This is a genomic window from Pseudonocardia sp. TMWB2A (assembly GCF_017312135.1).
This window is the reverse complement of sequence record NZ_QKQY01000001.1, coordinates 2,922,572-2,946,407: the sequence shown is the minus strand read 5'-3', so window position 1 is coordinate 2,946,407 and position 23,836 is coordinate 2,922,572. Positions and strand designations below refer to the sequence as shown.

Genomic DNA, 23,836 nt, shown 5'->3' with positions numbered 1-23,836 from the left:
TCTCACCGCACGGTGAAGCTGAAATTGCTACCCATCCGGTGCGTATCCGCACCCGCCGCCGACCAGGTGACGCGGTAGGTGCCGCGCGCCAGTGCGCGCTTGGGCGTCAAGGTCATCGACTTGCCATCGCGCGCCATCTGCGAAGTGTGCGTGATCGGCATCGGGGCATGGTCGGCCATGCCGGGCATTCCGGTCATCACGACTTCGGTTTTCACCGTGGACCCGATCAGGCGCTCGTTGAAGCGCAGCACGATCCGAGCGGGAGCGGCCACCGTCGAATTGGCGGTGGGTGTCGAGTTGGTCATCAAGGCATGAGCAAAGGCCACGCCTGGAACAGCGACCAGAGCGGCGAGAATGAGAGGCATGAAAGTGCGGCGCATCGGAAATCTCCATGAAGTTGCGTTCGATGGTGATACGCACGGCCGCCTCACACCCCTCAAAAATTGTGAGGGGGATTGTGCCGCCTTGCGTATAGAATCCCGACAACATCGAATGAATCGGAAATGACTATGGACGACATGCTCAAACGGCTGGGCGAAGCAGCGCCCCCGGCGGCATTGAGCCAGATCGATGACGCGATCTTGGCAGCCTGGTCTGCCGAGCAGCGTGAGCGCGCGGCCAATTCGCGTATCCTGTCAGCAGCGGCGCTTGTCGCGCTGGGTCTTGGCTTTGCTGGGGGCAGTCTTTCGAGTGCGCCGGCGCAAGCCTCGCCTTCGCTGTCGCCCTTCGCCACAACGGCGCTGGCACCGTCCGACTTGCTGGACCCGCGCTAATGGGATCGACCAAACGCCTTCTTCTAATCGCGCTCATTGCTTTTGCCGCAGCCGCCATCGGAGTCTTTGCGGCCCGCACATTCATGGATGCGCCGCGCAAGAGCGAAAGCGAAGTCCATGCCTTGCTCCATGACCGGCTCAAACTCGATGCCGCACAGGCAGCGAAGATCGAAGCATTGGAAGCCCGCCACGCAACCCGCAAGCAGGCACTCGAACTCGAAATGCGGGCAGCCAATGCGCGGCTTGCCGAGGCGATCGAGGCCGAGCGTGGCTATGGCCCCAAAGTCACCGAGGCGGTCGATCACGTCCATCATGTCATGGGCGAAATGCAGAAGGAGGTGCTTGAACACCTCTTCGCGATGCGGGCCGTTCTCAACCCTCAGCAGGCGAGCATCTTCGACAGAACCGTGGTCAAGGCGCTGACCGACGCAGCCCATCCTTCTCCGGGAAAGTGAGCCTCGACCTTACTCTTTGCAGCGATGGCGAGCTGGCGGCGCTTGCGCTTGGTGGGCGGCAGGCGGCGTTCCGCGAATTCCTGCGTCGCTATAAGGAGCCGGTCTATCGGCTGATCCGCAGCAGCATCGGTGAAGCCGATGAGGCGCTAGATCTGACGCAAGAAACCTTCGTTTCCGCCTTCGCCGCGCTCAAACGCTACGATCCTGAACGTCCGTTCCGGCTTTGGGTATCGCGCATCGCGCTTAACAAATGCCGCGACTGGGCGCGGCGGCAGGCGGTTCGCGCCTTTTTTCGCAAGGCACGGCCCATCGAGGACGCTTTCGACGTCGCAAGCGAGACCCCGACCCCGGAAGCCGAGGCAGGCGACCGGGAGGAACTGGCAAGAGTCGCGAAAGCCATGTCGAGCCTGCCCCAGAATTTGCGGCAAGTCCTGGTGCTGCGCGCGGTCGAGGGGCTTTCGCAAACCGAGGCCGCCGATGCCTTGGGCGTGACCGAAAAGACCGTCGAAACCCGTCTCTATCGTGCGCGAAAACAGCTTGCCGAACGGCTTGACGCAAAAGTTTGAGGGGCGCGCGACTGCGCTGCGTATCACTGGATAGAAACAATCCAAACGAGTGATCCGTCCAAGCCATGACTATCCTAGATCGCCGCGCATTTCTTGGCACTTCCGCTTCCCTTGGTGCCGGTGCCGCACTGGCACCGCTATTCCCGGCTTGGGCGCGTTCCGGCACACCGGGACTTCGCGCGCCGACGGCGGTGCTTTCGGGCGAGTATATCGCTCTCAGCATCGGCCACGCCATGTTCAATACAGGCGGCAGAAGCGGTCATGCGGTGACGGTCAACGGCACGCTTCCTGGCCCGGTGATCAGGTTGAAAGAAGGCCAGACGGTAAAACTGGCCGTCACCAATACTCTCAACGAAGATAGCTCGATCCACTGGCACGGCATCCTCCTGCCCTTCCAGATGGACGGTGTGCCGGGTATCAGCTTTCCCGGCATCAAGCCGGGGCAGACCTTCACCTATGAGTTCCCGGTCAGGCAGGCCGGAACCTATTGGTATCATAGCCATTCCGGGATGCAGGAGCCGATGGGCATGTTTGGTGCGATCGTGATTGATCCCGCTGGGGTCGATCCGGTCACATATGACCGCGAGCATGTGATTGTGCTTTCCGATTGGAGCTTCACGCACCCGCATACGATCTACCGCAAGCTCAAGTCACAGGGCGGGTATTACAACCGCCAGAAACAGACGCTCGGCGGCTTGCTTCAAGGTAAGGATCAGCCGCTTAAGGAGCGGGTGATGTGGGGCGGGATGCTCATGGACCCCTCCGACATCTCCGATGTTACCGGCTCGACCTATCAATATCTGATCAACGGGCATGGCACGGGCGAGAACTGGACCGGCCTGTTCACCCCCGGCGAGCGGGTGCGGCTGCGGATCATCAATGCCTCGGCGATGACCAATTTCAACGTCCGGCTGCCGGGCCTGCCAATGACAGTCGTGGCGGCGGATGGGCTGGACGTGCAGCCCGTAGAAACCGACGAGTTCCAGATCGGCATCGCCGAAACCTACGATGTCATCGTGCAACCACGCGAAGCCCAAGCCTACGGACTGATTGCCGAGGCCATCGACCGCTCGGGGCTTTGCCGCGCAACGCTTGCTCCGCAACTCGGCATGGCTGCCGCTATTCCGCCCTTACGCGAACGCCCGCTCCTGACCATGAAGGACATGGGCATGGGCGATATGGGCGCAATGGACATGTCCGGGGGCGACATGGCTGGCATGGATCACTCCGCGACGGGCGGAGACATGGCGGGGATGGATCACAGCTCTATGAAGATGCGCGACCCGTCGGTTGCGCCGCAGGTCAAAATGGGGCCGGGTGTGGCGACGCTATCGCCAATGCCCGTCGACCGCACCGGCGAACGTCCGACCGGCCTCGAAAACGTCGATCATCGCGTGCTGACCTACCGCGATCTCAAATCGCTCGCGCCCAACCCGGATAAGCGAACACCCTCGCGCGAAATCGACGTGCATCTCACCGCCAACATGGAACGCTATATGTGGTCGTTCGACGGAGTGAAGTTCAGCGATAAGGCTGAGCCGCTGGCCTTCCGCCACAACGAGCGGGTGCGGGTCAACCTGATCAACGACACGATGATGCCACATCCAATCCACCTGCATGGGCATTTCTTCGAGGTCGTGACCGGCAATCCCGGCCACCACCCGATGAAGCATACGGTCAATGTCCTGCCCGGCGGCAAGGTGTCGTTCGATCTGACCGCCGATGGCCTCGGCGACTGGGCGTTCCACTGCCATATGTTGCTGCACATGCACGCGGGCATGTTCCGCGTCGTAACTGTCCGGCACGAGGAGGAAGGGGCATGAAGCGTTTTCTTCTCGCGACCACCGCGCTGCTGATTTCATCGCCCGCCCTGGCTCAGCACGAAGGGCATAGGGCGCCGCCCGTCGCTGCACCGGCACCAGCTCCCACGCCGGAGCCAAAGCCCGACGATCCCCATGCCGGACACGATATGTCGGCAATGGAAGAACCGGCGACAACAGACACACCCCAACAAGCCCCGGCACCCAGCGACCCGCACGCCGGTCACGACATGAGCGCCATGCCGGAAGTTGCTGGCACCGAAATCGGCAACGCCCCAGCTCCCGCTCCGCCCGAGGACCACGCCGCCGATGCCTTATTCGATCCTGCCGAAATGGCGCGGTCGCGTGACACCTTGCGGCGCGAGCATGGCGCATTCAGCGGCTCGATGATCCTGTTCGACCTTGCCGAGTATCAGGCGCGCAAAGGTGGCGACGGCTACCGCTGGGAAGGCGAAGCCTGGTTTGGCGGCGACATCGACAAGTTTCTGGTCAAGAGCGAGGGCGAAGGCACATTCGGCCAACCGCTCGAAGATGCCGAAGTGCAGGCGCTATACTCCCGCGCCATCGCACCCTACTGGAATGCCCATGTTGGCGTCCGGCACGATTTCCGGCCCGATCCCTCACGGACATATGCAGTCGTCGGCATTGAGGGCGTTGCGCCCTACTGGTTTCACCTCACAGGCCAGCTTTTCCTCTCCGACAAGGGCGATGTTCGCGCACGCGCCGAGGGCAGCTACGACCAGCGCATCACGCAAAGCCTGATCCTGACGCCGCGCGCCGAGTTCAACCTGTCGGCGCAGGACATGCCCGCGATCGGCGTCTGTTCGGGACTGACCGACATGGAATTGGGGCTGCGGCTGCGTTACGAGGTGCGAAAGGAGTTTGCGCCTTACATCGGGGTCGAATGGTCGAGAAAGGTCGGGGACACCGCGCGCTACGCCCGTGCCGCAGGGGAGGATGCGAGCGTGACCAATTTTGTCGCCGGTATCCGGTTATGGTTTTAGGACGAGGGCAAACCGAAGGGAACAAATCATGGATCAGCAGAACCACGCCAAGGCCACCCAGGCGATGAACAGTGGCTACCGGAGCCTCGCGCTGCAGACAGCGATCGGTGGCCTGATCATGTATCTCGTGATGTTCGTGATGATCGATCGGACTTCCAGTTTCTACAATAATCTGAATATGTTCTACATGACGCTCATGATGGTCGCGCCGATGGTGTTTCTGATGATCGTTTCGATGCGTCACATGTTTCCGTCGAGAGCAGTTAACGGTGCGCTGATTGCAGTCTCTTTAATCGTCTTTTTTGGTAGTTTTATACTCATCCGCACGCAGACCACTATCGGCGACACGCAGTTTTTGCGGTCGATGATCCCGCATCATTCAGGCGCGGTGCTGATGTGTGAGCAAGCGAAGCTGACCGATCCTGAGATCACGTCGCTGTGCACGAACATCATTCGTTCACAGCGCGAAGAGATTGCGCAGATGGAAGCGATCCTCGGACGTAGGTAGTAGACTGGAGGGGGCGGTGAACAGAAACGACAGCAACGACAAAAGCATCTGCGCATGAAGCGACGCATGCGCGTTCACCTCGCCGCGAGCCGCGTTCACAAATGGCTGGCGCTGGTGATCGGCGCGCAGCTCCTTATCTGGTTCGCCAGCGGCGTCATCATGAGCTTCCTGCCGATCGACAAGGTGCGCGGCGAACATCTGGTGGATCGTGAGGCGATTGCAACCGTTCCGCCGAACACACCGATGGTTGCCCCAGCGATGCTGGTCACTCAGGCCGGTGCGCCGGTCGAAGCCGTAACCTTGCGTATGCTTGACGGGCGAGCGATTGCCGAAATCACGACCGCGAAGGGCGTCCGCCTGTTCGACGCCCGCACGGGCGCTGCTTTGCCGTCCGTCGATGCCGTCCAGGCGAGCCGCATTGCGCGCGCTGCGTGGAAGGGCGCAGACAAGCCCAAATCACAGCCGAGCCGTGTTACCACCGAAAGCCCCGAATATCGCGGTGCGCTTCCAGCCTGGCGCATCGCCTTCGCCGACACCGACCGCACCAGTGTCTTCGTTGCGGCGGAGAGCGGCAGAATCAACGCCGTTCGCACCGGCACCTGGCGGCTCTACGACTTCTTCTGGAGCCTGCACATCATGGACTGGAAGAACCACGAGGACTTCAACACCTGGTGGCTGCTGGCCGTCGCCATCGGCGGGCTGATCTTGGGCCTCGCTGGCACGATCCTGCTGATCATGCGCTGGCCCGTTCGACGTAAGCGATCTGTGCGATGAGAGTGTTTGCTCTGTCCTTACTGGTGTTTGCGCTTGTTTTCCGTGCAGCCCCTTTGTGCGCGGAACCCGTTGCGGCATCATCGGTCGCCGCCATTTCCGATTGTATTGGTATGAGCGGTGAGGACGAAGGTAAACACCAGCGGCGATCACAAGATGCGTTGCTTGCCTGCCACAACTGTATTGCGTCACCTGCTCAGTCGGTTGCGTTCGATGTTTCGGCATATTGGCTCGTCCAAGTGCCAGATATTCCGCCTGCCGCTCGCTTGGCAGGCTCAATGATCGAACCTCCTACCCCTCCGCCGCGCATCGAGCGCGTCGCTCTCATTTCAACATTTCAAAGGATTTAAATTATGAAAACCAAGTATCTCCTGGGCTTGCTTGCCCTCACCATGTCCAGTGCCGCTTTCGCGGCCGATCCGGCTCCGGCACCGGCCCCTGAAAAGGAATGCTGCTGCTGCAAGAAGGACGAGCATGGCAAAATGGCCTGCTGCAAGGATCAGGCCGGGCAAACCGGCGCTGACCATGCCGGTCACGGCGAGGGTGGATCGGGCCGCCATTAAGCAACGTGCGCGGGGGGCAGATGCTGTCCCTCGCGCATTGCCCCAGCGAGAATCTCTCCCATGTGGACGCGATTGCGCGACATGGCACCGTTGATGATGGTCACGCCCATCCCGGATCAAGCCTGCTTGATGATCTCGCGTATTCGAAGGCAAACATCCCTGCTCAACGGGGAGCCGGACGAAGGGGAATTATTGCTTCGCCGCAGCCAAAAATTCCATTGATTGAGGTTGAAAACTTACACAAAACCTTACACAGTTCTTGACCATTGGAAATTAATGCTACATTATTCAAATACTTACGGTAGTCTCGTCCCACTTAAAATCTGTCGAAGGAATTCTTCATGCGGGTTCAAGTCCCGCCGTCCGCACCACTATCATCATGAGACAGGGGATAGCGGCCCCCTAATTGCTAGGCGGCGCTGCTTCTTCGTCTTCCATCAGCACGCGATTGTCATCAAGCGTACCGGCATCGAGCGAATCCGCTGCGATAATGACACTCGTCCCCGGTTTCAGCACGCTTTCGACCTTGGCACGCAACGCATCGTCAAGGCGGATGCCGCCACGGAAAAGATCGAGTGGCGCATCGCTCGCAATTGCACCGGGTAAGGCGACCTGCACCCATTTATGTGTCCCTGCATTTGCCCCTGCTTTTGTCCCGTCCCGCAACACAAATAGCGTCGTGCCGCGTAAGGCTGCGTCCATCTTATCTTCCAGCACCACCGGCCCTGCGCCGATCACCACACCATTGCGCAGCACCATCATCTGCCGGTCGCGCGTGCTGATGACGATGGAGACAGGGCCGTCGGGTGCTTTTTCGGGCGACCAGTGCGGCGTGAACGCCATTGTATTGGTCGCTTCGGGCAGCGCGCCGCCTTTAAGCTTCATCTTTGCGTCGGGCGCAATATGGGGAACGGCGGCGTCGCGGGTCACAATCACCGTCATGCCGAGCGCGGTCACGCCATAGAGGAGCTGCGCAAACTTCCGGGGCAAACGGATACAGCCATGCGAGGCGGGATAGCCCGGCAAGGCCCCGCCATGCAGTGCAACCCCGCTCCATGTGAGCCGCTGCATATAAGGCATGGGCGCATTATTATAGAGGTTGGACCGATGGTCGATGCGGCGCTGCAGGATGGTGAACACGCCAGTCGGGGTTTCATGCCCGTCCTTGCCGCTCGATATGGTCGAAATCGCAATCGGGATGCCATTGCGGTAAAGGGTCGCGCGCTGGCTGGCGAGGCTGACAATGAGAAGGACCGGCCCGTCCGGGGCAATATCGGGCGCCCAGATATATTGACCGGGCTGCAACGCCTTGGCCGCCTCCAGCACCGTCGCCGCGCGCGGAGAGGCGGGCGCTGCCCATGCCGAAAGCGGCGCGGCCAAAGCCAGACAGGCTATCCCCGCAAAAACCCGCCTAATCGTCCGCATAATGCCCCCTTCAACGCCGCGCGCATGGTTTGCCCGCGCAAATCCCTTCGCATAAGGCGCCGGACAAGGATTTGACGCATATCAAAACACATTAACGGGTTGGCGCGTCCGGCAAGCCCCGCTACATCAAGCCTTATGTCCCGTCGCCCGCGTCTCCTGCCGCTCGCTTTCGCCCTTGCCGCGACGGGCATGGTCGGCGGATGCGGCCTGTTTAGCGATGACGGCCCTTTGCGTGTCGTGGTCATCGGCACCAATCTCAAGATGAGCAACCCCGATCAAGGCCGCCCTTCGCCGGTTGCGCAAGCTTTGCTGTCGGCAACCGCGCAAGGGCTGGTATCGTTTGACGGCGACGGGCAGATCGAGCCGGGCCTTGCCGAACGCTGGGTCGTTACCGATGATGGCCTTAGCTATATTTTCCGGCTGCGCGATGCGGATTGGTCCGATGGCACGCAAGTGACGACCAGACAGGTCGCCGCCATGCTGCGCACCCAATTCGGCCCGCGCAGCAAGAACCGCTATGCGCGCGAGATTAGCGGGGTGGAATCCATCCGCGCAATGACCGCGCAGGTGATCGAGATACGCTTGCGCCAGCCCTTGCCGCACCTCCTCGAAATTCTCGCCCAGCCGGATATGGCCTTGCTGCGCAACGGGCGCGGATGGGGACCGATGCGCGCAACGCCTGAAAAAGGCGCGCTGCTGCTCGCCGTCCCCAAAGCGGAGGATGCGGAAGAAGCGCCGCAAGCCGCAGGCGATGCGATCCGCCCCGTGGATCTTCACGCCCGCAGCGCCGCACAGGCGCTCGCCCGCTACAGGAATAAGGAAGCCGATGTCATCCTCGGCGGCCGCTTTGCCGATTATCCGTTGCTGAGCGCGAGCGGCATCGACAATAACCGCATCATCGTTGACCCCGCCGAAGGGATGTTCGGCCTGTTCATCACCCATGATGACGGCATTTTGGGAAGCGCCGAGGTGCGCCGCGCTTTGTCGATGGCGATCCGCCGCACCGCTTTAACGCAAGCGATGGGCGAGCCAAGCTGGACGCCGCTGGTGACATTGCGCCCGCCTCTCGACAAGCAGGAGCCGGCCTATGCGCCGCTCGTTCCCGCCTTTGCCGCGCTCGACGAAGCGGCCCGCATCGCCAATGCCCGCGCAATTATTGCCGCAGCAACGGATGATCTGGAACGCAAGCCGGTGCTGCGCATCGCGCTCCCCGATGGCCCCGGCGCGGACCTTTTGTTCGCCAGCCTGCGCGCGGATTTGCGGGTGGTGGGACTGGATGCGATAAAGGTCAAGTTCGCCTCCGCCGCCGACTTGCGGCTCATCGACGAGGTTGCCCCGTCGCGCGATCCTTTCTGGTATGTGCGCAAACTTGCCTGCGCGCGCGGCAATCTGTGCAACAGCATCGCCGACGCCAAGATCGAAGAAGCGATGCGCGCGCCAGATGCCGCGACCAAAGCCGCTTTGCTGCGCGAGGCGGAGACTATATTGATGGAAACCGGCGGCTATATTCCGCTTGCCGAACCGCTGCGCTGGTCGGTCACATCGCCGCGCAGTAATGCGTTGAAACCCAATCCGCGCGCGCGCCATCCATTGAATCGCCTGACCACCATACCTAGCTAAACAAAAGCGTCATAAACGCGCTGTGCTGGGAGTGAGAATTTCATGGCGGTTACCCCTGATAAAAATGCCGAGAAATATGATCGCATGGCAGAAGCTTTTCAGCTTCAGGCCAAGGATCCGGCGTCGATCCGCCGCCGCGTCGAGGCGTTAGAAATGCTGTTGGAACGCAGCATCACCATTCCCGGCACCAAACAGAGCATCGGGCTGGACGCGATTGTCGGCCTCATTCCGGTCATTGGCGATTTCATTACCGCCGCGATGGGCGCTTATATTGTGTGGGAAGCCAAAAATCTGGGGATGCCCAAATGGCAACGCTGGCGCATGATGGGGCATATCGCGATTGATACCGCCTTGGGCGCGGTTCCGGCGGTGGGTGATGCGTTCGACTTTTTCTACAAGTCGAACAGCAAGAATGTGAAGATTATCAAAAAATATCTCGACAAGCATCACCCGCACACACGCATCATCGACCAAGCGCCCAACGCGCCGGCCACGGTCGAGCCGATCAATCGCAGGATCGACCACCGGCTCTGATCCTGGCAAACGCCTCTCTCAATTATGTAAGGGGGCCGCCTCTATTGGCCATGCATTTTGCTGGTTGCGCTTGCGTCCACCGCGCCCCAGCGGCATAGCGCATTCCATTATGCATGATATAAAATCCATTCGCGAAAATCCCGACGCTTTTGACGCAGGCCTTGCGCGGCGCGGAGTGGAGCCGCAGGCGGCCAAACTGGTCGCGCTCGATGCCGACTATCGCGCGGTCCTCACCGAAAACCAGCAGGCGCAGGCGCGGCGCAACGAAGCATCCAAAGCCATCGGCGCGGCTATGGCAGCGAAAGATGCGGAAAAAGCGGACGCGCTCAAAGCCGAAGTCGCAACCTTGAAAACCCGCCTTGCCGAACTGGACGACAAGGAGCGCGTGCTGGGCGAGGCGTTGAACGACCTTCTTGCGGCCCTCCCCAACATCCCCGCCGCCGATGTGCCGCAAGGCGCGGACGAGGCGGACAATGTCGAACTCGCGCGATGGGGGACGCCACGTAGTTTTGATTTCACGCCCAAAGAACATGCCGATCTCGGCCCCGCACTCGGCCTTGATTTTGAAGCGGGAGCCAAGCTGTCGGGCGCACGTTTCACCGTGCTGCGGGGGCAAATGGCGCGACTCCAGCGCGCGCTCGCCCAATTCATGCTCGATACGCAAACCCAAGAGGCGGGCTATAGCGAAACCGCCGTCCCCTTGCTGGTGCGCGATGAAGCGGTGTTCGGCACGGGCCAGCTTCCCAAATTTGCCGAAGATTTGTTTCAGACCACCGATGGCCGCTGGCTCATCCCGACAGCAGAAGTCTCGCTCACCAATATTGTGCGCGACAGCATCATGGATGCGACCACCCTCCCCGACCGCATGACCGCGCTCACGCCCTGTTTCCGCTCGGAAGCGGGGGCGGCGGGGCGCGACACGCGCGGCTATATCCGCCAGCACCAGTTTGAAAAGGTCGAGCTGGTGTCGATCACCACCCCCGACCAGTCGGACGCCGAACATGAACGCATGACCGCCGCAGCCGAAGCGATCCTCCAGAAGCTGGACCTGCCCTACCGCAAAATGCTGCTCTGTTCGGGCGATATGGGTTTTACTGCGCGCAAAACCTATGATATTGAAGTGTGGTTGCCGGGGCAGGACGCCTATCGCGAAATTTCTTCCTGCTCCAATTGCGGAGATTTCCAAGCGCGCCGGATGAACGCGCGCTTCCGCCCCGAAGGCGAAAAAGCGACGCAATTTGTCCACACGCTCAACGGATCCGGCCTTGCGGTCGGGCGCACCTTGGTGGCGATCCTTGAAAATTACCAGCAAGCCGATGGCAGCGTCACCGTGCCGTCCGCACTTTTGTCTTATATGGGCGGTATCGACACACTGACCCCCGCCTGACGCCATATTTTTCCCGAATAGAAAGCCCAAGCCCCATGCGTATTTTGCTCACCAATGATGATGGCATCCATGCACCGGGCTTGCGCGTGCTGGAAGAGATTGCGCGCAGCCTGTCCGACGACATTTGGGTGGTCGCGCCTGCCGAAGAACAATCGGGCGCGGGCCATTCGCTGACCCTGTCGCGCCCCGTGCGCGTGCGCAAGCATGGCGAGATGGGCGAGCGGCATTATTCGGTGTCCGGCACGCCGACCGATGCGGTCATGCTCGGCATCGGCAAGGTGATGGAGGCAAAGCCCGACCTCATCCTGTCCGGCGTCAATCGCGGCGCTAATCTGGGCGATGATGTGACCTATTCGGGCACCGTGTCGGCGGCGCTGGAAGGCTCGCTTGCGGGCATCCGTTCGATTGCGCTGAGCCAGGTCTATTCGCGCGAAGGCCAGGGCGACAATGTTCCCTTTGCCGCCGCACGGAGCTGGGGCGAAAAAGTGCTGCGCCCGCTGCTCGATATGCCCTTTGCCCCTCGCACGCTGGTCAATATCAATTTCCCCGCCATCGATCCCGATGCGGTCAAAGGCATCAAGGTCGCGCGGCAGGGCTTCCATGATTATGGCCGCGGTTCGATTGTCGAAGGGACCGACCCGCGCGGTTACCGCTATTATTGGTTCGGCCTTCACGGGGTCGAACATACGCCCGCGCATGACAGCGATCTGGAAGCGATTGCCGATGGGTATATTTCCGTAACCCCACTCCATCTCGACCTCACCCATGAAGGCTCGCTCGCGGCCTTGCGCGATGTGTTCGGGCGATAAGCCAAATTTCGTCCGCGCACCCCCCTTATAAAGGCCGTGCGTAAAAATAGCGGTCGATAAGCCTGCAGGAAACCGCTAAGCCATTCGCGCGTAGAGTTGCGAAACTCCACAAGAAAATAAAGAGGCAGGCGATGGAATTGAAAGAACGCGACCGCTGGGCGATGATCCTGCTTCTGGCGGTGGTCAGCATCGCGTTCATCTGGATTAGCTGGCCCTTCTATCCTGCTATTTTATGGGCGGTGATTGTCGCCATTGTCGCGATGCCGTCCTATCGCAAGCTCGTCTATGACAAGCCGCGGCGGCGCACACTTTATGCGCTGCTTTTCACCATCGGTATCCTTGCCATCATCATTTTGCCCGCCATCGGCATTATGGGGATATTGGTCGATCACGCGGTCGATATTGTCACCTCGGTGCAGCGCGGCGAAATCGACATTCAGGCCATTGGCAACAGCATCAATGATGCAATGCCCGGCTGGTTCAAGGGCATTTTGCAACGCAATGGCATGGGCACCATCGAAGAAAGCCTGCAATCGGCGTCCACGATGATTGCAGGGAGTTTCCAGACACTCGCCGGACGGCTGGTGTCCTTTGGATCGAACGCGCTCGGCATGTTCCTGCAAATCAGTGTGATGCTCTATCTGGTATTTTTCTTCCTGCGCGACGGCGACAGGTTGATGGCGCAATTGCGCCGCGCGGTGCCGCTCGCCGACAAGCATAAATCGCAGATTAGCGACAAATTTATGGGCATGGCGCGCGCCACCATCAAAGGCAGCCTGATCGTCGCAATCGTGCAAGGCGTGTTGGGCGGTGTTATCTTCTGGGCGCTGGGGATACAGGCAGCCTTGTTATGGGGCGTGTTGATGGGCGTGTTCTCGCTCATCCCGGCGGTCGGCACCGGCATTATCTGGCTACCCGTCTCCATCTATCTGCTCGCGACCGGCTCTTATACCGAAGGGATTATCCTGTTGGTCGCGGGCTTCGGGGTTATCAGCATGGTCGACAATGTGCTGCGCCCGATGCTGGTCGGCAAGGATACCGGGCTTCCCGACTGGTTGCTTTTGGTCACGACCTTGGGCGGTATCAGCCTGTTCGGCTTTAACGGCGTGCTCATCGGTCCGCTGGTAGCCGCCGTCTTTGTTGCGGCATGGAATATCACCACGCGCGATGACGTGCTTGACGAACAGCATGGGCCACAATGACGGGCGTTACGGGGGGACTATGATGCCGGGACGCGCACCCGATAATGACGGCATAAGCGAAGACAGCCCCGCGCGCGCGTTCCACGCCTTGTCGCAAAAGTCGATGACGCCGGTATGGGTCCAGCTTGCCTGGCGCGTGCTGGCGGTGCTGGTGCTGGTCAGCATTGCGGTGCTGGTCCATTGGCTCGACCGCGACGGCTTGCGCGACAGCTATGACGGCGAAACCAGCTTCATAGATGTCATCTATTTCACCATGATCTCGATTACCACGACGGGATATGGCGATATTGCCCCGGTGACGCCGCGCGCGCGCTTGTTCGACGCGCTCATCGTGACGCCGATCCGGGTGTTTGTCGTGCTGATCTTTTTGGGGTCGGCTTATAATTTCGTTATCAAGCGGACATGGGAAAAATGGCGCATGGGTAAGATCCAGAAAACATTACAGGACCATATTGTCGTATGCGGGTTCGGCGAAACCGGCAGCGAAGCGGTCCATGAACTGATCGAACGCGGCGTCAATCCGCGCAGCATCGTCATCATCGACCGCGATGAAGACGCGCTCCAGCGTGCGCACCATCTGGGCTGCACGGTGATGAGCGGCGATGTCACGCGCGATGAATATCTGGAAGATGTCCGCATCGCCAATGCACGCAGCGTGATTGCCGCAAGCGGGCGCGATGATACGTCGATCCTTGTGGTGCTGACCGTGCGCCATTTGGCGCCGACCGTGCCGATCAGCGTCGTCATCCGCGCGCGCGACAATGAATTGCTCGCACGACAGGCGGGTGCAACCAATGTCATCAATCCGGTCAATTTTGCCGGATTGCTCCTCGCCGGATCGGTCGAAGGCGAACATATTACCGACTATATGGCCGATCTGGGTTCGGTCACAGGACGCGTCAAACTGCATGAACGCGTGGTCGATGCATCAGAAGTCGGCAAGCCGATGAGCGCAATAAAAAGCGGATTGGGCGTGCGCGTCTATCGCGGCGGCAACCCTTACGGTTTCTGGGAAGCCGAGGCACAGGCGCTCCAAGCCGGGGACAAGATTGTCGAAATCGTGCCGGGACAGGATCCGGAATTGCGGGTGTGATGGTGTGGGGGGTGAGGCGTGAGGTTGGGTTTGAAATATAGGAACCTACCACCTCTTTACCCGCTAGTCCTGAGCCTGTTTCGATAAATAATCACCCCACAAAAAACCGTTAGCCCTGAGCTTGTCGAAGGGCGGGGGTAAGACTCACACCAACCAACCCTGATAATCGTCCTTCGACAAGCTCAGGACTAACGGATTTGGGGAAGGGGCAGTTGGTGTAACCGGGATAATGGCCATAGCGAGGGGAGCAAAACGATCAACCCATCAAAAACCGTTAGCCCTGAGCTTGTCGAAGGGCGCTTTTCAGTATCACACCACCCTATCCTGATAGCCGTCCTTCGACAGGCTCAGGACTAACGGATTTGGGGACGGGGCAGATGGTGATAACCGCGATAACAGCAACAACTCGGGAACGGAGCGACCAGCCCCCTCTCTCCCCCTACCGCTTCACTTTGAACCGGTAGGTCACTGCAATCCCTGCCGAATATTGGTCGCGGCTGCCGATATGGGTGACGATCGGGCTTTTGGCGGCATCGCCGGTCAGCCGGTCATAGCCTGCAAAGCCGAACATTCCCCAGCTCGGGTTGAAATTATAATATGCACCTGCCATCGCGCCATAGGCATAAACCCCGCCGCGCGGGCGGTAATAGGGGAGGCCGGTGGCAGCCGCATCGGCGGTATCGACGCCGAAGAAAGCACGGTTATATTTGCCGCTCGCCCAACGCATCCGCGGGCCGATGGTGGCGGTGACCTTGTCGTCGCTTGTGCGGACCACAAAGTCGGCGGCGACATCGCCGGTGAGCGCCTTATGCGCGCCGATGCCTTGGCGTAATTCGCCGCGCAGGCGGAACATCGGGGCCAGATAGGTTTCGGCAAAAGCGCCCGCCTCCATACCGAATTTCACATCGGACAAGCCTTGGATAGCATCCTTGCCTTTGCGCTGGGTGGCAAAGCCCAAGGTGGGGCCGAACGAGGTCTGGCCGCGCTTGCCGATCACCGCAAGGCCGAAATTTTCATCTGGGGTCGAAACGGGAAACCGCTCGCTATCGCGCCACACATTGACCACCGGCAGCGGGATAATCTTGTTTTCATCCGCGCCCGGGTAGGAAGGCTTGGTCTTGGGACCAATGCCGATCATCACATTATAGTCCGATTTTTTGCGCGGCGCGGTGTCGCTTTGACTGCTATCCTGCGCCCAAGCAGGCGTGGCGACAAGGCCGATAGCGGTGCAGGCGAGCAGGCGGCTGGTGATGGTCATAAATTGGTCCCCGATCTGTCATATTATCCCGTTTGCAACGGTTCGGGGAACAATTGGTTGCGTGATAGTTACATCAGCCGCCGCCCCATTGGGCGTAAATAACGGAACCGTCTGCATTTTCAAAGCTCACCCTGTCAAAAGTGGCTGAAATAATACAGCGCGGATGCCGGTCCGGATCGGGGATGGCGCATTGGATGACCTTGCCCGAAGGTCCGGTCCCCAAGCGCCCGCGCATGACGAGCCGCAGCGAGGCCGGATCAAATTGTTCGCCTTCGGTCATGCGCCGCGTGATCGTATAAGCCTGCCCCCCACGCCGACCGGTGCGCGGCTCGCGCGCGGTGTAGAAATGCGCAATGCCAAAGGCGGGGACGGGTGCAGTCGCCACCGCGACGGGCTCGGTTTCGGGGACTGCGCTCTTGTCCTTACCCTTGTTTTTGTCCGCGCTCTTATCATCGGCGGCCATTTCTTCCGGCACAGCGGCAGGCCTTTCCGTCACCACCGGACAGCTATCGACCAGCATCCAGGGGCGCGGCACCCAGAAGCCATCGACCGCCTCGACCTCCAAAGCGGAGGCGGAAAGTCGCCGTTCCGCCGCCGTCTTATCCTTGTCCGCAACTTTATCGGAGGCTTTCGGCGTATCAGCCGCTTTGGTGGTCTCCCCAGCCGAAGCGGGCGCTCCCGCCTTGTCCGCCGCATCCGGCTTGGGCAACAGCCCGATGGCCTGCATCCCGGCCAAGTCGATATCGGGCTTGGCGGTAAGGAACAGCCGCTGGCTCGCGGCATCATAAGTCCAGCCAGTCGCTTCTTTGCTTTGCGGGCCACACCCGATCGGCATTTTAAGGATGAACTGCCGTCCTTCCAGCGCCGCCTGCGCGCTGCTGTCATCGGTGCCACTCGCTGCCGCGCTGGCCGCATCGGCCATAGCGCGCAGCAAACGGGCACGGTCGACCGCCAGATCCTGCACCGTCGGCGTCATGGCGGGGCGGTAATCCTTGTCCGGCGTTTTGGCAGGCTCGTTTAACGGCACGGGTTTACACCCTGCTAACAAGAGCATCGCTGCCCCGCCGCACAAACCGAACCGGTATGCGTTACCGACCTTTACGCGAATCGCTATGAAATTGGCCATGACACAGGCATAGCATGATTTTGCATCATCGCACGCCACGCGCTAAACAAGAAAGCTATGGGTCCAGAATCGTCATGACTTTCGAGCAGATAACCACGTTGGTCGTCCTCGTTGCGGTGATTGCCGCATTGATTCATGACAAGATTCGCGCCGATGTGGTGGCGCTGTGCGGTGCTGCGGTCCTGCTGATGACCGGCGTTGTGCGCCCCGTCGAATTACAGGCCGCCTTTGCCAGCCCCGCCATTGTCGCGCTCGCCGCGCTGTTCGTTATCGCCTATGCGATGGAATTGTCGGGCCTTTTGGACGCCGCCATCCGCAAGGGTGTGGAGCTATGCAAAAAAGTCGGTGCGCTCGGCATCTGGATCATGATGGGCGCGTGCGCGAGTGCGGGCAGTTTCCTCAATAATACGCCGATTGTCGTGCTGGCCGCGCCCGTGGTGCGTGACGTTGCGCTGGCGCTCAACCTGTCGCCCAAGCGGTTCCTCATGCCCTTATCCTATATGGTCGTGCTGTTCGGCTGCACCACCTTGCTCGGCACCTCGACCAACCTGCTCGTCAACGACATGGCGGTGGTCGCAGGGCAGCCGCGCTTCGGCATTTTCGAAATTACGCCGGTGGGCCTCATCGTCGCGCTGGCCGGCTCGCTCTATGTGTTCCTCTTTTCGGGCAAGCTCATCCGCATCCGCGAAGATGAGCCAGAACCGCAAAGCTATAGCGAAGCCATCAGCCACCTCCATGACCATGAGCGCACCGCGCAGCTTGGTTCGCCCGAACTATTCGCAACGCCGCGACCTTTGGTATTGTGGAAGGCACTCACCTCGATTGGCATTTTTGCCGCCGTTGTGTTGCTGGCGACCTTTAACGTCGCGCCGATTGCGGCCTGTGCGTTTGCAGGCGCGGTGCTGCTTATCATCCTCAAGGTCATCAGCGCCGATGAGGCCTATGGCGGCCTGCGCCCCGACATATTAATCCTGATTGCGGGCATGGTCGTGCTGGGCATTGCGCTCGAAGAATCGGGACTCGCCAAAAGCGCGACCATGACGCTAATCGGCGCGCTCGATGGCCTCCACCCGTTAATGGCGCTCATCATCCTTTATGGCGCGGTCTTGTTCCTCACAGAATTGCTGTCCAACGCCACGGTCGCGGTGCTGGTCACGCCGGTTGCGGTCGCGCTCGCCGAAGCGTTAGGCGTCAGCCCCCGCCCCTTCCTCATCGCCGTCATGATGGCCGCCAGCGCCGCCTTTGCGACACCCTTCGGATACCAGACCAATGTGCTGGTGTTCCAGATGGGCGGCTATAATTATATGGATTTCGTGCGCGTGGGCTTGCCGCTGAACTTCATTACCTGGGCGGTGGCGGTCGCGGTTATCCCGATTTTCTTCCCGTTTTAAAAGCTCCTCCCCTTCAGGGGAGGGGTTGGGGTGGGGGTTGTCCGCTTGCCACTGCGTAAACCTCAAGCCCCCACCCCACTACGACTAAGAATTTTCGCTCCGCTTCAAATTCGTAAGCCTCCGTTGCCCAGTGAGCTTGAAACTGCCCCCGGCAGTTTCAGATTATGCCGGGGGCATAATCTCGCTCACTCCTGAAGGAGGAGGGGCTATTCCATCCACCCCCCAAATCTCCCCGCGTGACTCTTACCTAAAATGCGCGTATAGGCCCGCGCCATCATGGCTTCCGAAACATTGAAGAAACTCCCGCTCCCGCCCAAGGTGGGCATGGTCTCGCTGGGCTGTCCCAAGGCATTGGTCGACAGCGAGCGCATCCTTACCAAGCTGCGCGCCGACGGCTATCAAATGTCCCCCGATTATGCGGGCGCGGACGTGGTGCTGGTCAATACCTGCGGGTTTCTGGACAGCGCCAAGGAAGAAAGCCTTGAAGCGATTGGCGAGGCGATTGCCGAAAATGGCCGCGTGATCGTCACCGGTTGCATGGGCAAGGAAGCCGATGTCATCAAGGCACGCTTCCCCGATGTCCTCGCGATTACGGGCGCGCAAAGCTATGAAGCGACCGTTGCTGCCGTTCACGAAGCCTCGCCGCCCGTGCCCGACGCTTTTGTCGATCTGGTGCCCGAAGGCGGTTTGAAGCTGACCCCGCGCCATTATAGCTATTTGAAGATTTCGGAAGGTTGCAACCATCGTTGCTCTTTCTGCATCATCCCGTCGATCCGCGGCGATCTGGTGAGCCGCCGCATCGACGCGGTGTTGCGCGAAGGCGAAAAACTCGTCGCGGCAGGCACCAAGGAATTGCTTGTCATTTCGCAGGATACATCGGCCTATGGCGTCGATGTGCGCCACGAAACGCGCAACTGGAAGGGTGAGGAGATCCGCACCCATATGACCGACCTTGCCCGCGCGCTTGGCCAATTGCGCACCCCCGAAGGCGATCAACCTTGGGTGCGGCTCCATTATGTTTACCCCTACCCCCATGTCGATCAGGTCATCCCGCTGATGGCCGAAGGGCATTTGACGCCTTATCTCGACATTCCCTTCCAGCACGCAGCGCCCTCGGTGTTAAAGCGCATGAAACGCCCGGCCAATGAAGCCAAGGTGTTGGAGCGTGTCAAAAACTGGCGGCAGATTTGCCCTGATTTGACCATCCGCTCGACCTTTGTGGTCGGCTTTCCGGGCGAAACCGAAGAGGATTTCCAATATCTGCTCGACTGGCTCGACGAAGCGCAATTGGATCGTGTTGGCGCATTCCGCTTTGAACCCGTCGAAGGGGCCGCCGCCAATATGCTCGACGGCGCGGTGCCGGAAGCGGTCAAGGAAGAACGCTATGCGCGCATCATGGAAAAAACCGCCGCGATCAGCGCGGCAAAGCTGGAAGCCAAAATCGGCCGGCGCTTGAAAGTCCTTATCGACGAAGTGGGCGAACCCGACGCAGATGGCGAATATGGCGCGACCGGTCGCTCCGAAGCCGATGCGCCGGAAATTGACGGCCATGTGTTCCTGCGCGATGTGCAGCAAGCGGGCGCCGCCAAGGGCCGCCCCGTGCAACAAGGCGATTTCGTCACCGTCACCATCGAAGATGCCGACGAGCATGACCTATACGGGGTGATTGCGGGGTAAACGAGGAGCAGCACCTACCCTTCATCCTCCCCTGACAAGGGGAGGTGGCATTTGCGCCAGCAAATGACGGAGGGGTGTCGCACTATCGAGAGGGGTTCACCCCTCCGTCACGCGCTATCGCGCGCGCCACCTCCCCTTGCAGGGGAGGAGTTTGTTGGGGCATCGCCCCTAACCGCCCGCGTTCCGCTTGCCGTCATGCCGCCGGATCAGCCACCATACACCCGCAACCAACAACAGCAACGACATCACCAGAGCGATGCGTAAATAAGGAACCATCGCGTCCCATTGATCGGCCTGCACTAGATCTGCGGGCTTTTCTGGCGTGGAATTCATTGTCAAATTATGGAGCAGAAGCGGTCCGCCATTGGCCGACATGCGCTGCATCACCGTGCGGCTCCAGCGTCCCGGACTTTGGGTCATGACCACCAATTGCTGCGTCTTGGCCGTCGCCCCGTTGACCATTTGCGTGTTGAACTGGAACCCGACCAACTTCGCCTCGCCGGGGCCGGTCGGACAGAATGGTTTCAATTTCTCGCTATTTTTGCGATATTCTTCCATCAATTGAGGGGCGATCTGGCGCTGATAGCGTTCCAGCGTGCCGTCACAGGTGGCTTTGGCAACGCCGAGCGCAAAAGCCTTGTCCTCGGCGCTGACCAGCTTGTCTACCGCTCCGGAAATAGAACATCCGCCCGCCGTCATCCCGACCAAGGCCGTTGCCAGCAAAATCGCCGCCCGCTGTTTCTTGTCCTTGTGCATTTTTCCCTCTTCCCTCTGCGCGCCAATCTGCCGCAATGTCCCATGCTGCGCAAGACGGAGGACGCAAGCCAAAGTCCGGACTTGCCGCCCGGACTCGTAAAATCATTTGCAATTGACAAATGTGTAAGTAGTATCGGGAAAACAGGAGATGATGTTCATGGCCGATGCGATGCCCGCGACCCCGGAATTGCGTCATTCCGCACAGGCCGCTGTGCGCGATGATAGTGATGTTTTTGATGTGCTGATTATCGGCGCCGGTCTGTCCGGCATCGGCGCTGCGGTGCATCTCACCAAAGAAAGCCCGCAGAAAAGCTATGCGATCCTTGAAGGGCGCGATGCGATCGGGGGGACATGGGATCTGTTCCGCTATCCCGGCATCCGGTCAGACAGCGACATGTTCACACTGGGCTATAATTTCAAACCCTGGACCGACCGCAAGGCGATTGCCGATGGCCCTGCAATCCTTGCCTATGTCAACGAAACCGCCGACGAATATGGCGTGCGCGACCATATCCGGTTCGGCCACAAAATGGTCCGCGCCGACTGGTCGAGCGCCGACAAGATGTGGACCGTGACCGTCGCCACCGCCGGGGGCGAGCGCCAGTTGCGCTGCAACTTCCTTTTCATGTGTTCGGGCTATTATAGCTATAATGAAGGGCTTGAGGCCGAATTTGCGGGCCGCGAGGATTTTGCAGGCACCATCATCCACCCGCAATTCTGGCCCGATAATTTCGATTATACGGGCAAGAAAGTAGTGGTGATCGGCTCCGGCGCAACCGCCGTCACGGTCGTCCCGGAAATGGCCAAGAGCGCGGGCCATGTCACCATGCTCCAGCGTTCGCCCACCTATATGGTGTCGCGCCCGTCAGAGGACGGCATGGCGATTAGCTTGCGCAAATGGCTCCCCGCCCAGACCGCCTATAATCTCACCCGCTGGAAAAATGTGCTGATGGGCATGACCTTTTTCCGCCTCGCGCGCCGCTATCCCGAAGGCATGAAGAAACGCTTCATCGGCATGGTCGAAAAAGAATTGCCGGGCCATGATTTGAGCCATTTCACGCCCAGCTATAATCCGTGGGACCAGCGCGTCTGTGCGGTGCCCGATTCGGATATGTTCGCCGCGATCCGCGACGGCAAAGTCGATATTGTCACCGACCATATCGAGCGGTTTGACGCGAGCGGCATCCAGCTCAAATCGGGCAAGCATATCGACGCCGATGTGATTGTCACCGCAACCGGCCTCAAGCTGGAAGTCGCAGGGGGCGCGGCCATCTACACCGATGGCGAGCGCGTCGATTTCGCGCATCGTTATAATTATAAGGGCGTGATGTTTTCGGGCGTGCCCAACTTTGCGATCACTTTCGGCTATACCAATGCAAGCTGGACGCTGAAGGCGGATTTGACCTCCGAATATATTTGCCGCGTGCTGAACGCGATGGATGCCAAGGGTGTCAAAAGCGCGACCCCCACCATCAAAGCGGGCGAAGATATTGGCGAGGAGCCGATGCTCGATTTTTCGTCCGGCTATGTCACCAAGGCGCTCGCTTATTTGCCCAAACAGGGCGCGAAAAAGCCGTGGAAGCTCAACCAGAATTATATCAAGGACCGCTATATTTTGCGCCACCAGCCGGTCGATGACGGGGTGATGGTCTTTTCGTGAGGGGCTTTTTCGCCCCCCGCGACAATGCTAGCATGGTAAGATGACCGATTTTTCCAAACTTGTCGTCGCCGATACCGGCCAGCCCGCCCGCACCATCCATCTGGTGGATAAAGCGGGTTATGAGGACTGGTTCAAGGCCCAGTCCACCCGCACCCGCGCCCAGTTGGAGGCACAGAAATTCCAAGCGGGCGGATTTGAAAAAGCGATTATTCCGGGCGATGGCGATGAAGATTGGGCGGTGGTGTCTGCGGTCGCCGATGTCGGGCAGCTTTCCAGCTGGTGTCTTGCGCGGCTTGGCGAGACCCTGCCCGCCGGAACCTATCGCCTCGAAGGGCGTGAGCCGGGCGCGGCGATCCTTGGCTGGATGCTCGGCCAATATCGCTACACCCGCTATAAAAAGGATGAAAAGCCCACCGGCGCGCGGATTTTGCTGACGGGCGAGGTCGCGCGGATTGCCGAAGCGGTGGCCGCCGCCGAAGCGACTGCGCTGGTGCGTGACCTTGTCAACACACCCGCGTCCGACATGGGGCCTGCGGAACTCGCCCATGCCGCCGAAAAGCTCGCCAAAAGCCATGACGCCAAGGTCAACATCACCAAGGGCGAGGCGCTCGCCCAAGGCTTCCCGATGGTCCATGCGGTCGGCAAGGCCGCAGATAAAGCCCGCGCGCCCCGCCTTGTCGAGCTGGAATGGGGTAATCTCAAACATCCGCGCATTGCGCTGGTCGGCAAGGGCGTCTGTTTCGACAGCGGCGGGCTGGACATTAAACCGGCGGCGGGGATGCTGCTGATGAAAAAGGATATGGGCGGCGCGGCCCATGTCATCGGTCTTGCACATATCATCATGGCGATGAAGCTGCCGGTGCGGCTCCATGTTGTCATCGGCGCGGTCGAAAATGCGATTTCGGGCGACGCGATGCGCCCCGGCGATGTGCTGGCCAGCCGCAAGGGGCTGACCGTCGAGGTCAATAATACCGATGCCGAAGGCCGCCTTGTGCTGGGCGATGCGCTGACCCGCGCGTGCGAGGAAAAACCCGAACTGGTGGTCGATTTTGCAACGCTGACCGGCGCGGCCCGTGTCGCGCTCGGCCCCGATTTACCGCCGGTCTTTGCCAATACAGAAGGTATGGGCGAAGCCTTGGTCAGCGTAGGGCATAAGGTCGATGATCCGGTGTGGCATATGCCGCTCTGGGCCGGATATGAAGATATGCTCAAAACCGACATGGCGGACATCGACAATTCGCCCGCTGGCGGATTTGCCGGCGCGATTACCGCCGCATTGTTCCTCAAACGCTTTGTCGAAGACGGCACCCGATGGCTGCACTTTGACACTTTCGCCTGGCGTCCCGCTGCCAAACCCGGACGGCCCAAAGGCGGCGATGCGTTGGGGATGCGGGCGATGTGGACGTATCTGAAAGGAGAATATGCCAAAGGCTGATAG

General features: G+C 60.2%; 24 protein-coding genes. 19 read left to right on the top strand and 5 right to left on the bottom strand.

Annotated elements, in window-relative coordinates:
* Positions 1–2 precede the first annotated feature (2 nt).
* Complete coding sequence (copC, locus tag DMP17_RS13715; protein ID WP_337829639.1) at positions 3–380, bottom strand: copper homeostasis periplasmic binding protein CopC; 378 nt, start codon at positions 378–380, stop codon at positions 3–5.
* 129 nt (positions 381–509) lie between these two features.
* On the opposite strand from copC, the gene DMP17_RS13710 reads away from it, so the two are divergent.
* The 9 genes from DMP17_RS13710 (at position 510) to DMP17_RS13670 (ending at position 6,723) form a co-directional block, all read left to right on the top strand.
* A complete protein-coding gene (locus DMP17_RS13710; protein ID WP_337829638.1) occupies positions 510–773 on the top strand; it encodes a hypothetical protein in 264 nt (87 codons plus the stop codon).
* Positions 773–1,228 (top strand): periplasmic heavy metal sensor, encoded by a 456-nt coding sequence (locus tag DMP17_RS13705; RefSeq protein ID WP_337829637.1) that lies wholly within the window; start codon positions 773–775, stop codon positions 1,226–1,228. The genes DMP17_RS13710 and DMP17_RS13705 overlap by 1 nt, the downstream gene beginning before the upstream one ends.
* Entirely contained in the window at positions 1,225–1,794 is a 570-nt protein-coding gene (locus DMP17_RS13700) for an RNA polymerase sigma factor (protein ID WP_337829636.1), read from the top strand. The genes DMP17_RS13705 and DMP17_RS13700 overlap by 4 nt, the downstream gene beginning before the upstream one ends.
* A gap of 65 nt (positions 1,795–1,859) precedes the next feature.
* The gene (locus DMP17_RS13695) at positions 1,860–3,617 is read left to right on the top strand and encodes a copper resistance system multicopper oxidase (protein WP_337829635.1); all 1,758 of its coding nucleotides are present in this window, start codon (positions 1,860–1,862) and stop codon (positions 3,615–3,617) included.
* Complete coding sequence (locus tag DMP17_RS13690) at positions 3,614–4,618, top strand: copper resistance protein B (protein ID WP_337829634.1); 1,005 nt, start codon at positions 3,614–3,616, stop codon at positions 4,616–4,618. The genes DMP17_RS13695 and DMP17_RS13690 overlap by 4 nt, the downstream gene beginning before the upstream one ends.
* 28 nt (positions 4,619–4,646) lie before the next feature.
* On the top strand, positions 4,647–5,126 hold the full coding sequence (locus DMP17_RS13685; protein ID WP_337829633.1) for a DUF305 domain-containing protein: 480 nt from the start codon (positions 4,647–4,649) through the stop codon (positions 5,124–5,126).
* A gap of 54 nt (positions 5,127–5,180) precedes the next feature.
* A complete protein-coding gene (locus DMP17_RS13680) occupies positions 5,181–5,900 on the top strand; it encodes a PepSY domain-containing protein (protein WP_337829632.1) in 720 nt (239 codons plus the stop codon).
* A gap of 350 nt (positions 5,901–6,250) precedes the next feature.
* A complete protein-coding gene (locus tag DMP17_RS13675; RefSeq protein WP_337829631.1) occupies positions 6,251–6,460 on the top strand; it encodes a hypothetical protein in 210 nt (69 codons plus the stop codon).
* A gap of 20 nt (positions 6,461–6,480) precedes the next feature.
* Positions 6,481–6,723: a hypothetical protein gene (locus tag DMP17_RS13670; RefSeq protein ID WP_337829630.1), complete on the top strand. Its 243-nt coding sequence runs from the start codon at positions 6,481–6,483 to the stop codon at positions 6,721–6,723.
* 139 nt (positions 6,724–6,862) lie between these two features.
* On the opposite strand, the gene DMP17_RS13665 is transcribed toward DMP17_RS13670, so the two are convergent.
* The gene (locus tag DMP17_RS13665) at positions 6,863–7,885 is read right to left on the bottom strand and encodes a L,D-transpeptidase (RefSeq protein WP_337829629.1); all 1,023 of its coding nucleotides are present in this window, start codon (positions 7,883–7,885) and stop codon (positions 6,863–6,865) included.
* 135 nt (positions 7,886–8,020) lie between these two features.
* Here DMP17_RS13665 and DMP17_RS13660 point away from each other — a divergent pair, with 135 nt between their 5' ends.
* The 6 genes from DMP17_RS13660 to DMP17_RS13635 all read left to right on the top strand — a co-directional run bounded on the left by DMP17_RS13660 (position 8,021) and on the right by DMP17_RS13635 (position 14,530).
* A complete protein-coding gene (locus tag DMP17_RS13660; protein ID WP_337829628.1) occupies positions 8,021–9,505 on the top strand; it encodes an ABC transporter substrate-binding protein in 1,485 nt (494 codons plus the stop codon).
* 42 nt (positions 9,506–9,547) lie between these two features.
* Positions 9,548–10,039, top strand: coding sequence for a DUF4112 domain-containing protein (locus DMP17_RS13655; protein WP_337829627.1), 492 nt, complete (start codon positions 9,548–9,550; stop codon positions 10,037–10,039).
* Positions 10,040–10,148: 109 nt separating this feature from the next.
* Complete coding sequence (gene serS, locus DMP17_RS13650; RefSeq protein WP_337829626.1) at positions 10,149–11,426, top strand: serine--tRNA ligase; 1,278 nt, start codon at positions 10,149–10,151, stop codon at positions 11,424–11,426.
* 35 nt (positions 11,427–11,461) lie between these two features.
* On the top strand, positions 11,462–12,235 hold the full coding sequence (gene surE / locus DMP17_RS13645; protein WP_337829625.1) for a 5'/3'-nucleotidase SurE: 774 nt from the start codon (positions 11,462–11,464) through the stop codon (positions 12,233–12,235).
* A gap of 131 nt (positions 12,236–12,366) precedes the next feature.
* On the top strand, positions 12,367–13,437 hold the full coding sequence (locus DMP17_RS13640; RefSeq protein WP_337829624.1) for an AI-2E family transporter: 1,071 nt from the start codon (positions 12,367–12,369) through the stop codon (positions 13,435–13,437).
* Positions 13,438–13,456: 19 nt separating this feature from the next.
* Positions 13,457–14,530: a potassium channel family protein gene (locus tag DMP17_RS13635; RefSeq protein WP_337829623.1), complete on the top strand. Its 1,074-nt coding sequence runs from the start codon at positions 13,457–13,459 to the stop codon at positions 14,528–14,530.
* Positions 14,531–14,969: 439 nt separating this feature from the next.
* Here the strand turns inward: DMP17_RS13635 and DMP17_RS13630 are convergent, their stop codons facing one another.
* Both DMP17_RS13630 and DMP17_RS13625 read right to left on the bottom strand, forming a co-directional pair.
* Positions 14,970–15,788: a MipA/OmpV family protein gene (locus DMP17_RS13630; RefSeq protein WP_337829622.1), complete on the bottom strand. Its 819-nt coding sequence runs from the start codon at positions 15,786–15,788 to the stop codon at positions 14,970–14,972.
* Between the two features lie 73 nt (positions 15,789–15,861).
* A complete protein-coding gene (locus tag DMP17_RS13625; RefSeq protein ID WP_337829621.1) occupies positions 15,862–16,914 on the bottom strand; it encodes a hypothetical protein in 1,053 nt (350 codons plus the stop codon).
* 74 nt (positions 16,915–16,988) lie between these two features.
* Between DMP17_RS13625 and DMP17_RS13620 the strand changes: the two genes are divergently transcribed.
* Both DMP17_RS13620 and rimO read left to right on the top strand, forming a co-directional pair.
* Complete coding sequence (locus DMP17_RS13620; protein WP_337829620.1) at positions 16,989–18,305, top strand: SLC13 family permease; 1,317 nt, start codon at positions 16,989–16,991, stop codon at positions 18,303–18,305.
* A 276-nt stretch (positions 18,306–18,581) separates the two neighbouring features.
* The gene (gene rimO, locus DMP17_RS13615; protein WP_337829619.1) at positions 18,582–19,982 is read left to right on the top strand and encodes a 30S ribosomal protein S12 methylthiotransferase RimO; all 1,401 of its coding nucleotides are present in this window, start codon (positions 18,582–18,584) and stop codon (positions 19,980–19,982) included.
* A 168-nt stretch (positions 19,983–20,150) separates the two neighbouring features.
* Here the strand turns inward: rimO and DMP17_RS13610 are convergent, their stop codons facing one another.
* Positions 20,151–20,738: a hypothetical protein gene (locus DMP17_RS13610; RefSeq protein ID WP_337829618.1), complete on the bottom strand. Its 588-nt coding sequence runs from the start codon at positions 20,736–20,738 to the stop codon at positions 20,151–20,153.
* 157 nt (positions 20,739–20,895) lie between these two features.
* Here DMP17_RS13610 and DMP17_RS13605 point away from each other — a divergent pair, with 157 nt between their 5' ends.
* On the top strand, positions 20,896–22,398 hold the full coding sequence (locus DMP17_RS13605; RefSeq protein WP_337829617.1) for a flavin-containing monooxygenase: 1,503 nt from the start codon (positions 20,896–20,898) through the stop codon (positions 22,396–22,398).
* Positions 22,399–22,438: 40 nt separating this feature from the next.
* The gene (locus tag DMP17_RS13600) at positions 22,439–23,833 is read left to right on the top strand and encodes a leucyl aminopeptidase family protein (RefSeq protein WP_337829616.1); all 1,395 of its coding nucleotides are present in this window, start codon (positions 22,439–22,441) and stop codon (positions 23,831–23,833) included.
* Positions 23,834–23,836 lie beyond the last annotated feature (3 nt).

What these genes read in the sequence shown, in the direction of transcription:
- DMP17_RS13660 (WP_337829628.1), top strand. Translation starts at nt 8,021, where the DNA reads ATGTCCCGTCGCCCGCGTCTCCTGCCGCTCGCTTTCGCCCTTGCCGCG.
- DMP17_RS13680 (WP_337829632.1), top strand. Translation starts at nt 5,181, where the DNA reads ATGAAGCGACGCATGCGCGTTCACCTCGCCGCGAGCCGCGTTCACAAA.
- DMP17_RS13705 (WP_337829637.1), top strand. Translation starts at nt 773, where the DNA reads ATGGGATCGACCAAACGCCTTCTTCTAATCGCGCTCATTGCTTTTGCC.
- DMP17_RS13665 (WP_337829629.1), bottom strand. Translation starts at nt 7,885, where the DNA reads ATGCGGACGATTAGGCGGGTTTTTGCGGGGATAGCCTGTCTGGCTTTG.
- DMP17_RS13630 (WP_337829622.1), bottom strand. Translation starts at nt 15,788, where the DNA reads ATGACCATCACCAGCCGCCTGCTCGCCTGCACCGCTATCGGCCTTGTC.
- DMP17_RS13620 (WP_337829620.1), top strand. Translation starts at nt 16,989, where the DNA reads ATGACTTTCGAGCAGATAACCACGTTGGTCGTCCTCGTTGCGGTGATT.
- DMP17_RS13685 (WP_337829633.1), top strand. Translation starts at nt 4,647, where the DNA reads ATGGATCAGCAGAACCACGCCAAGGCCACCCAGGCGATGAACAGTGGC.
- serS (WP_337829626.1), top strand. Translation starts at nt 10,149, where the DNA reads ATGCATGATATAAAATCCATTCGCGAAAATCCCGACGCTTTTGACGCA.
- DMP17_RS13600 (WP_337829616.1), top strand. Translation starts at nt 22,439, where the DNA reads ATGACCGATTTTTCCAAACTTGTCGTCGCCGATACCGGCCAGCCCGCC.
- DMP17_RS13635 (WP_337829623.1), top strand. Translation starts at nt 13,457, where the DNA reads ATGATGCCGGGACGCGCACCCGATAATGACGGCATAAGCGAAGACAGC.
- DMP17_RS13675 (WP_337829631.1), top strand. Translation starts at nt 6,251, where the DNA reads ATGAAAACCAAGTATCTCCTGGGCTTGCTTGCCCTCACCATGTCCAGT.
- surE (WP_337829625.1), top strand. Translation starts at nt 11,462, where the DNA reads ATGCGTATTTTGCTCACCAATGATGATGGCATCCATGCACCGGGCTTG.
- DMP17_RS13605 (WP_337829617.1), top strand. Translation starts at nt 20,896, where the DNA reads ATGGCCGATGCGATGCCCGCGACCCCGGAATTGCGTCATTCCGCACAG.
- DMP17_RS13655 (WP_337829627.1), top strand. Translation starts at nt 9,548, where the DNA reads ATGGCGGTTACCCCTGATAAAAATGCCGAGAAATATGATCGCATGGCA.
- copC (WP_337829639.1), bottom strand. Translation starts at nt 380, where the DNA reads ATGCGCCGCACTTTCATGCCTCTCATTCTCGCCGCTCTGGTCGCTGTT.
- DMP17_RS13610 (WP_337829618.1), bottom strand. Translation starts at nt 20,738, where the DNA reads ATGCACAAGGACAAGAAACAGCGGGCGGCGATTTTGCTGGCAACGGCC.
- DMP17_RS13710 (WP_337829638.1), top strand. Translation starts at nt 510, where the DNA reads ATGGACGACATGCTCAAACGGCTGGGCGAAGCAGCGCCCCCGGCGGCA.
- rimO (WP_337829619.1), top strand. Translation starts at nt 18,582, where the DNA reads ATGGCTTCCGAAACATTGAAGAAACTCCCGCTCCCGCCCAAGGTGGGC.
- DMP17_RS13695 (WP_337829635.1), top strand. Translation starts at nt 1,860, where the DNA reads ATGACTATCCTAGATCGCCGCGCATTTCTTGGCACTTCCGCTTCCCTT.
- DMP17_RS13690 (WP_337829634.1), top strand. Translation starts at nt 3,614, where the DNA reads ATGAAGCGTTTTCTTCTCGCGACCACCGCGCTGCTGATTTCATCGCCC.
- DMP17_RS13625 (WP_337829621.1), bottom strand. Translation starts at nt 16,914, where the DNA reads ATGGCCAATTTCATAGCGATTCGCGTAAAGGTCGGTAACGCATACCGG.
- DMP17_RS13640 (WP_337829624.1), top strand. Translation starts at nt 12,367, where the DNA reads ATGGAATTGAAAGAACGCGACCGCTGGGCGATGATCCTGCTTCTGGCG.
- DMP17_RS13670 (WP_337829630.1), top strand. Translation starts at nt 6,481, where the DNA reads ATGCTGTCCCTCGCGCATTGCCCCAGCGAGAATCTCTCCCATGTGGAC.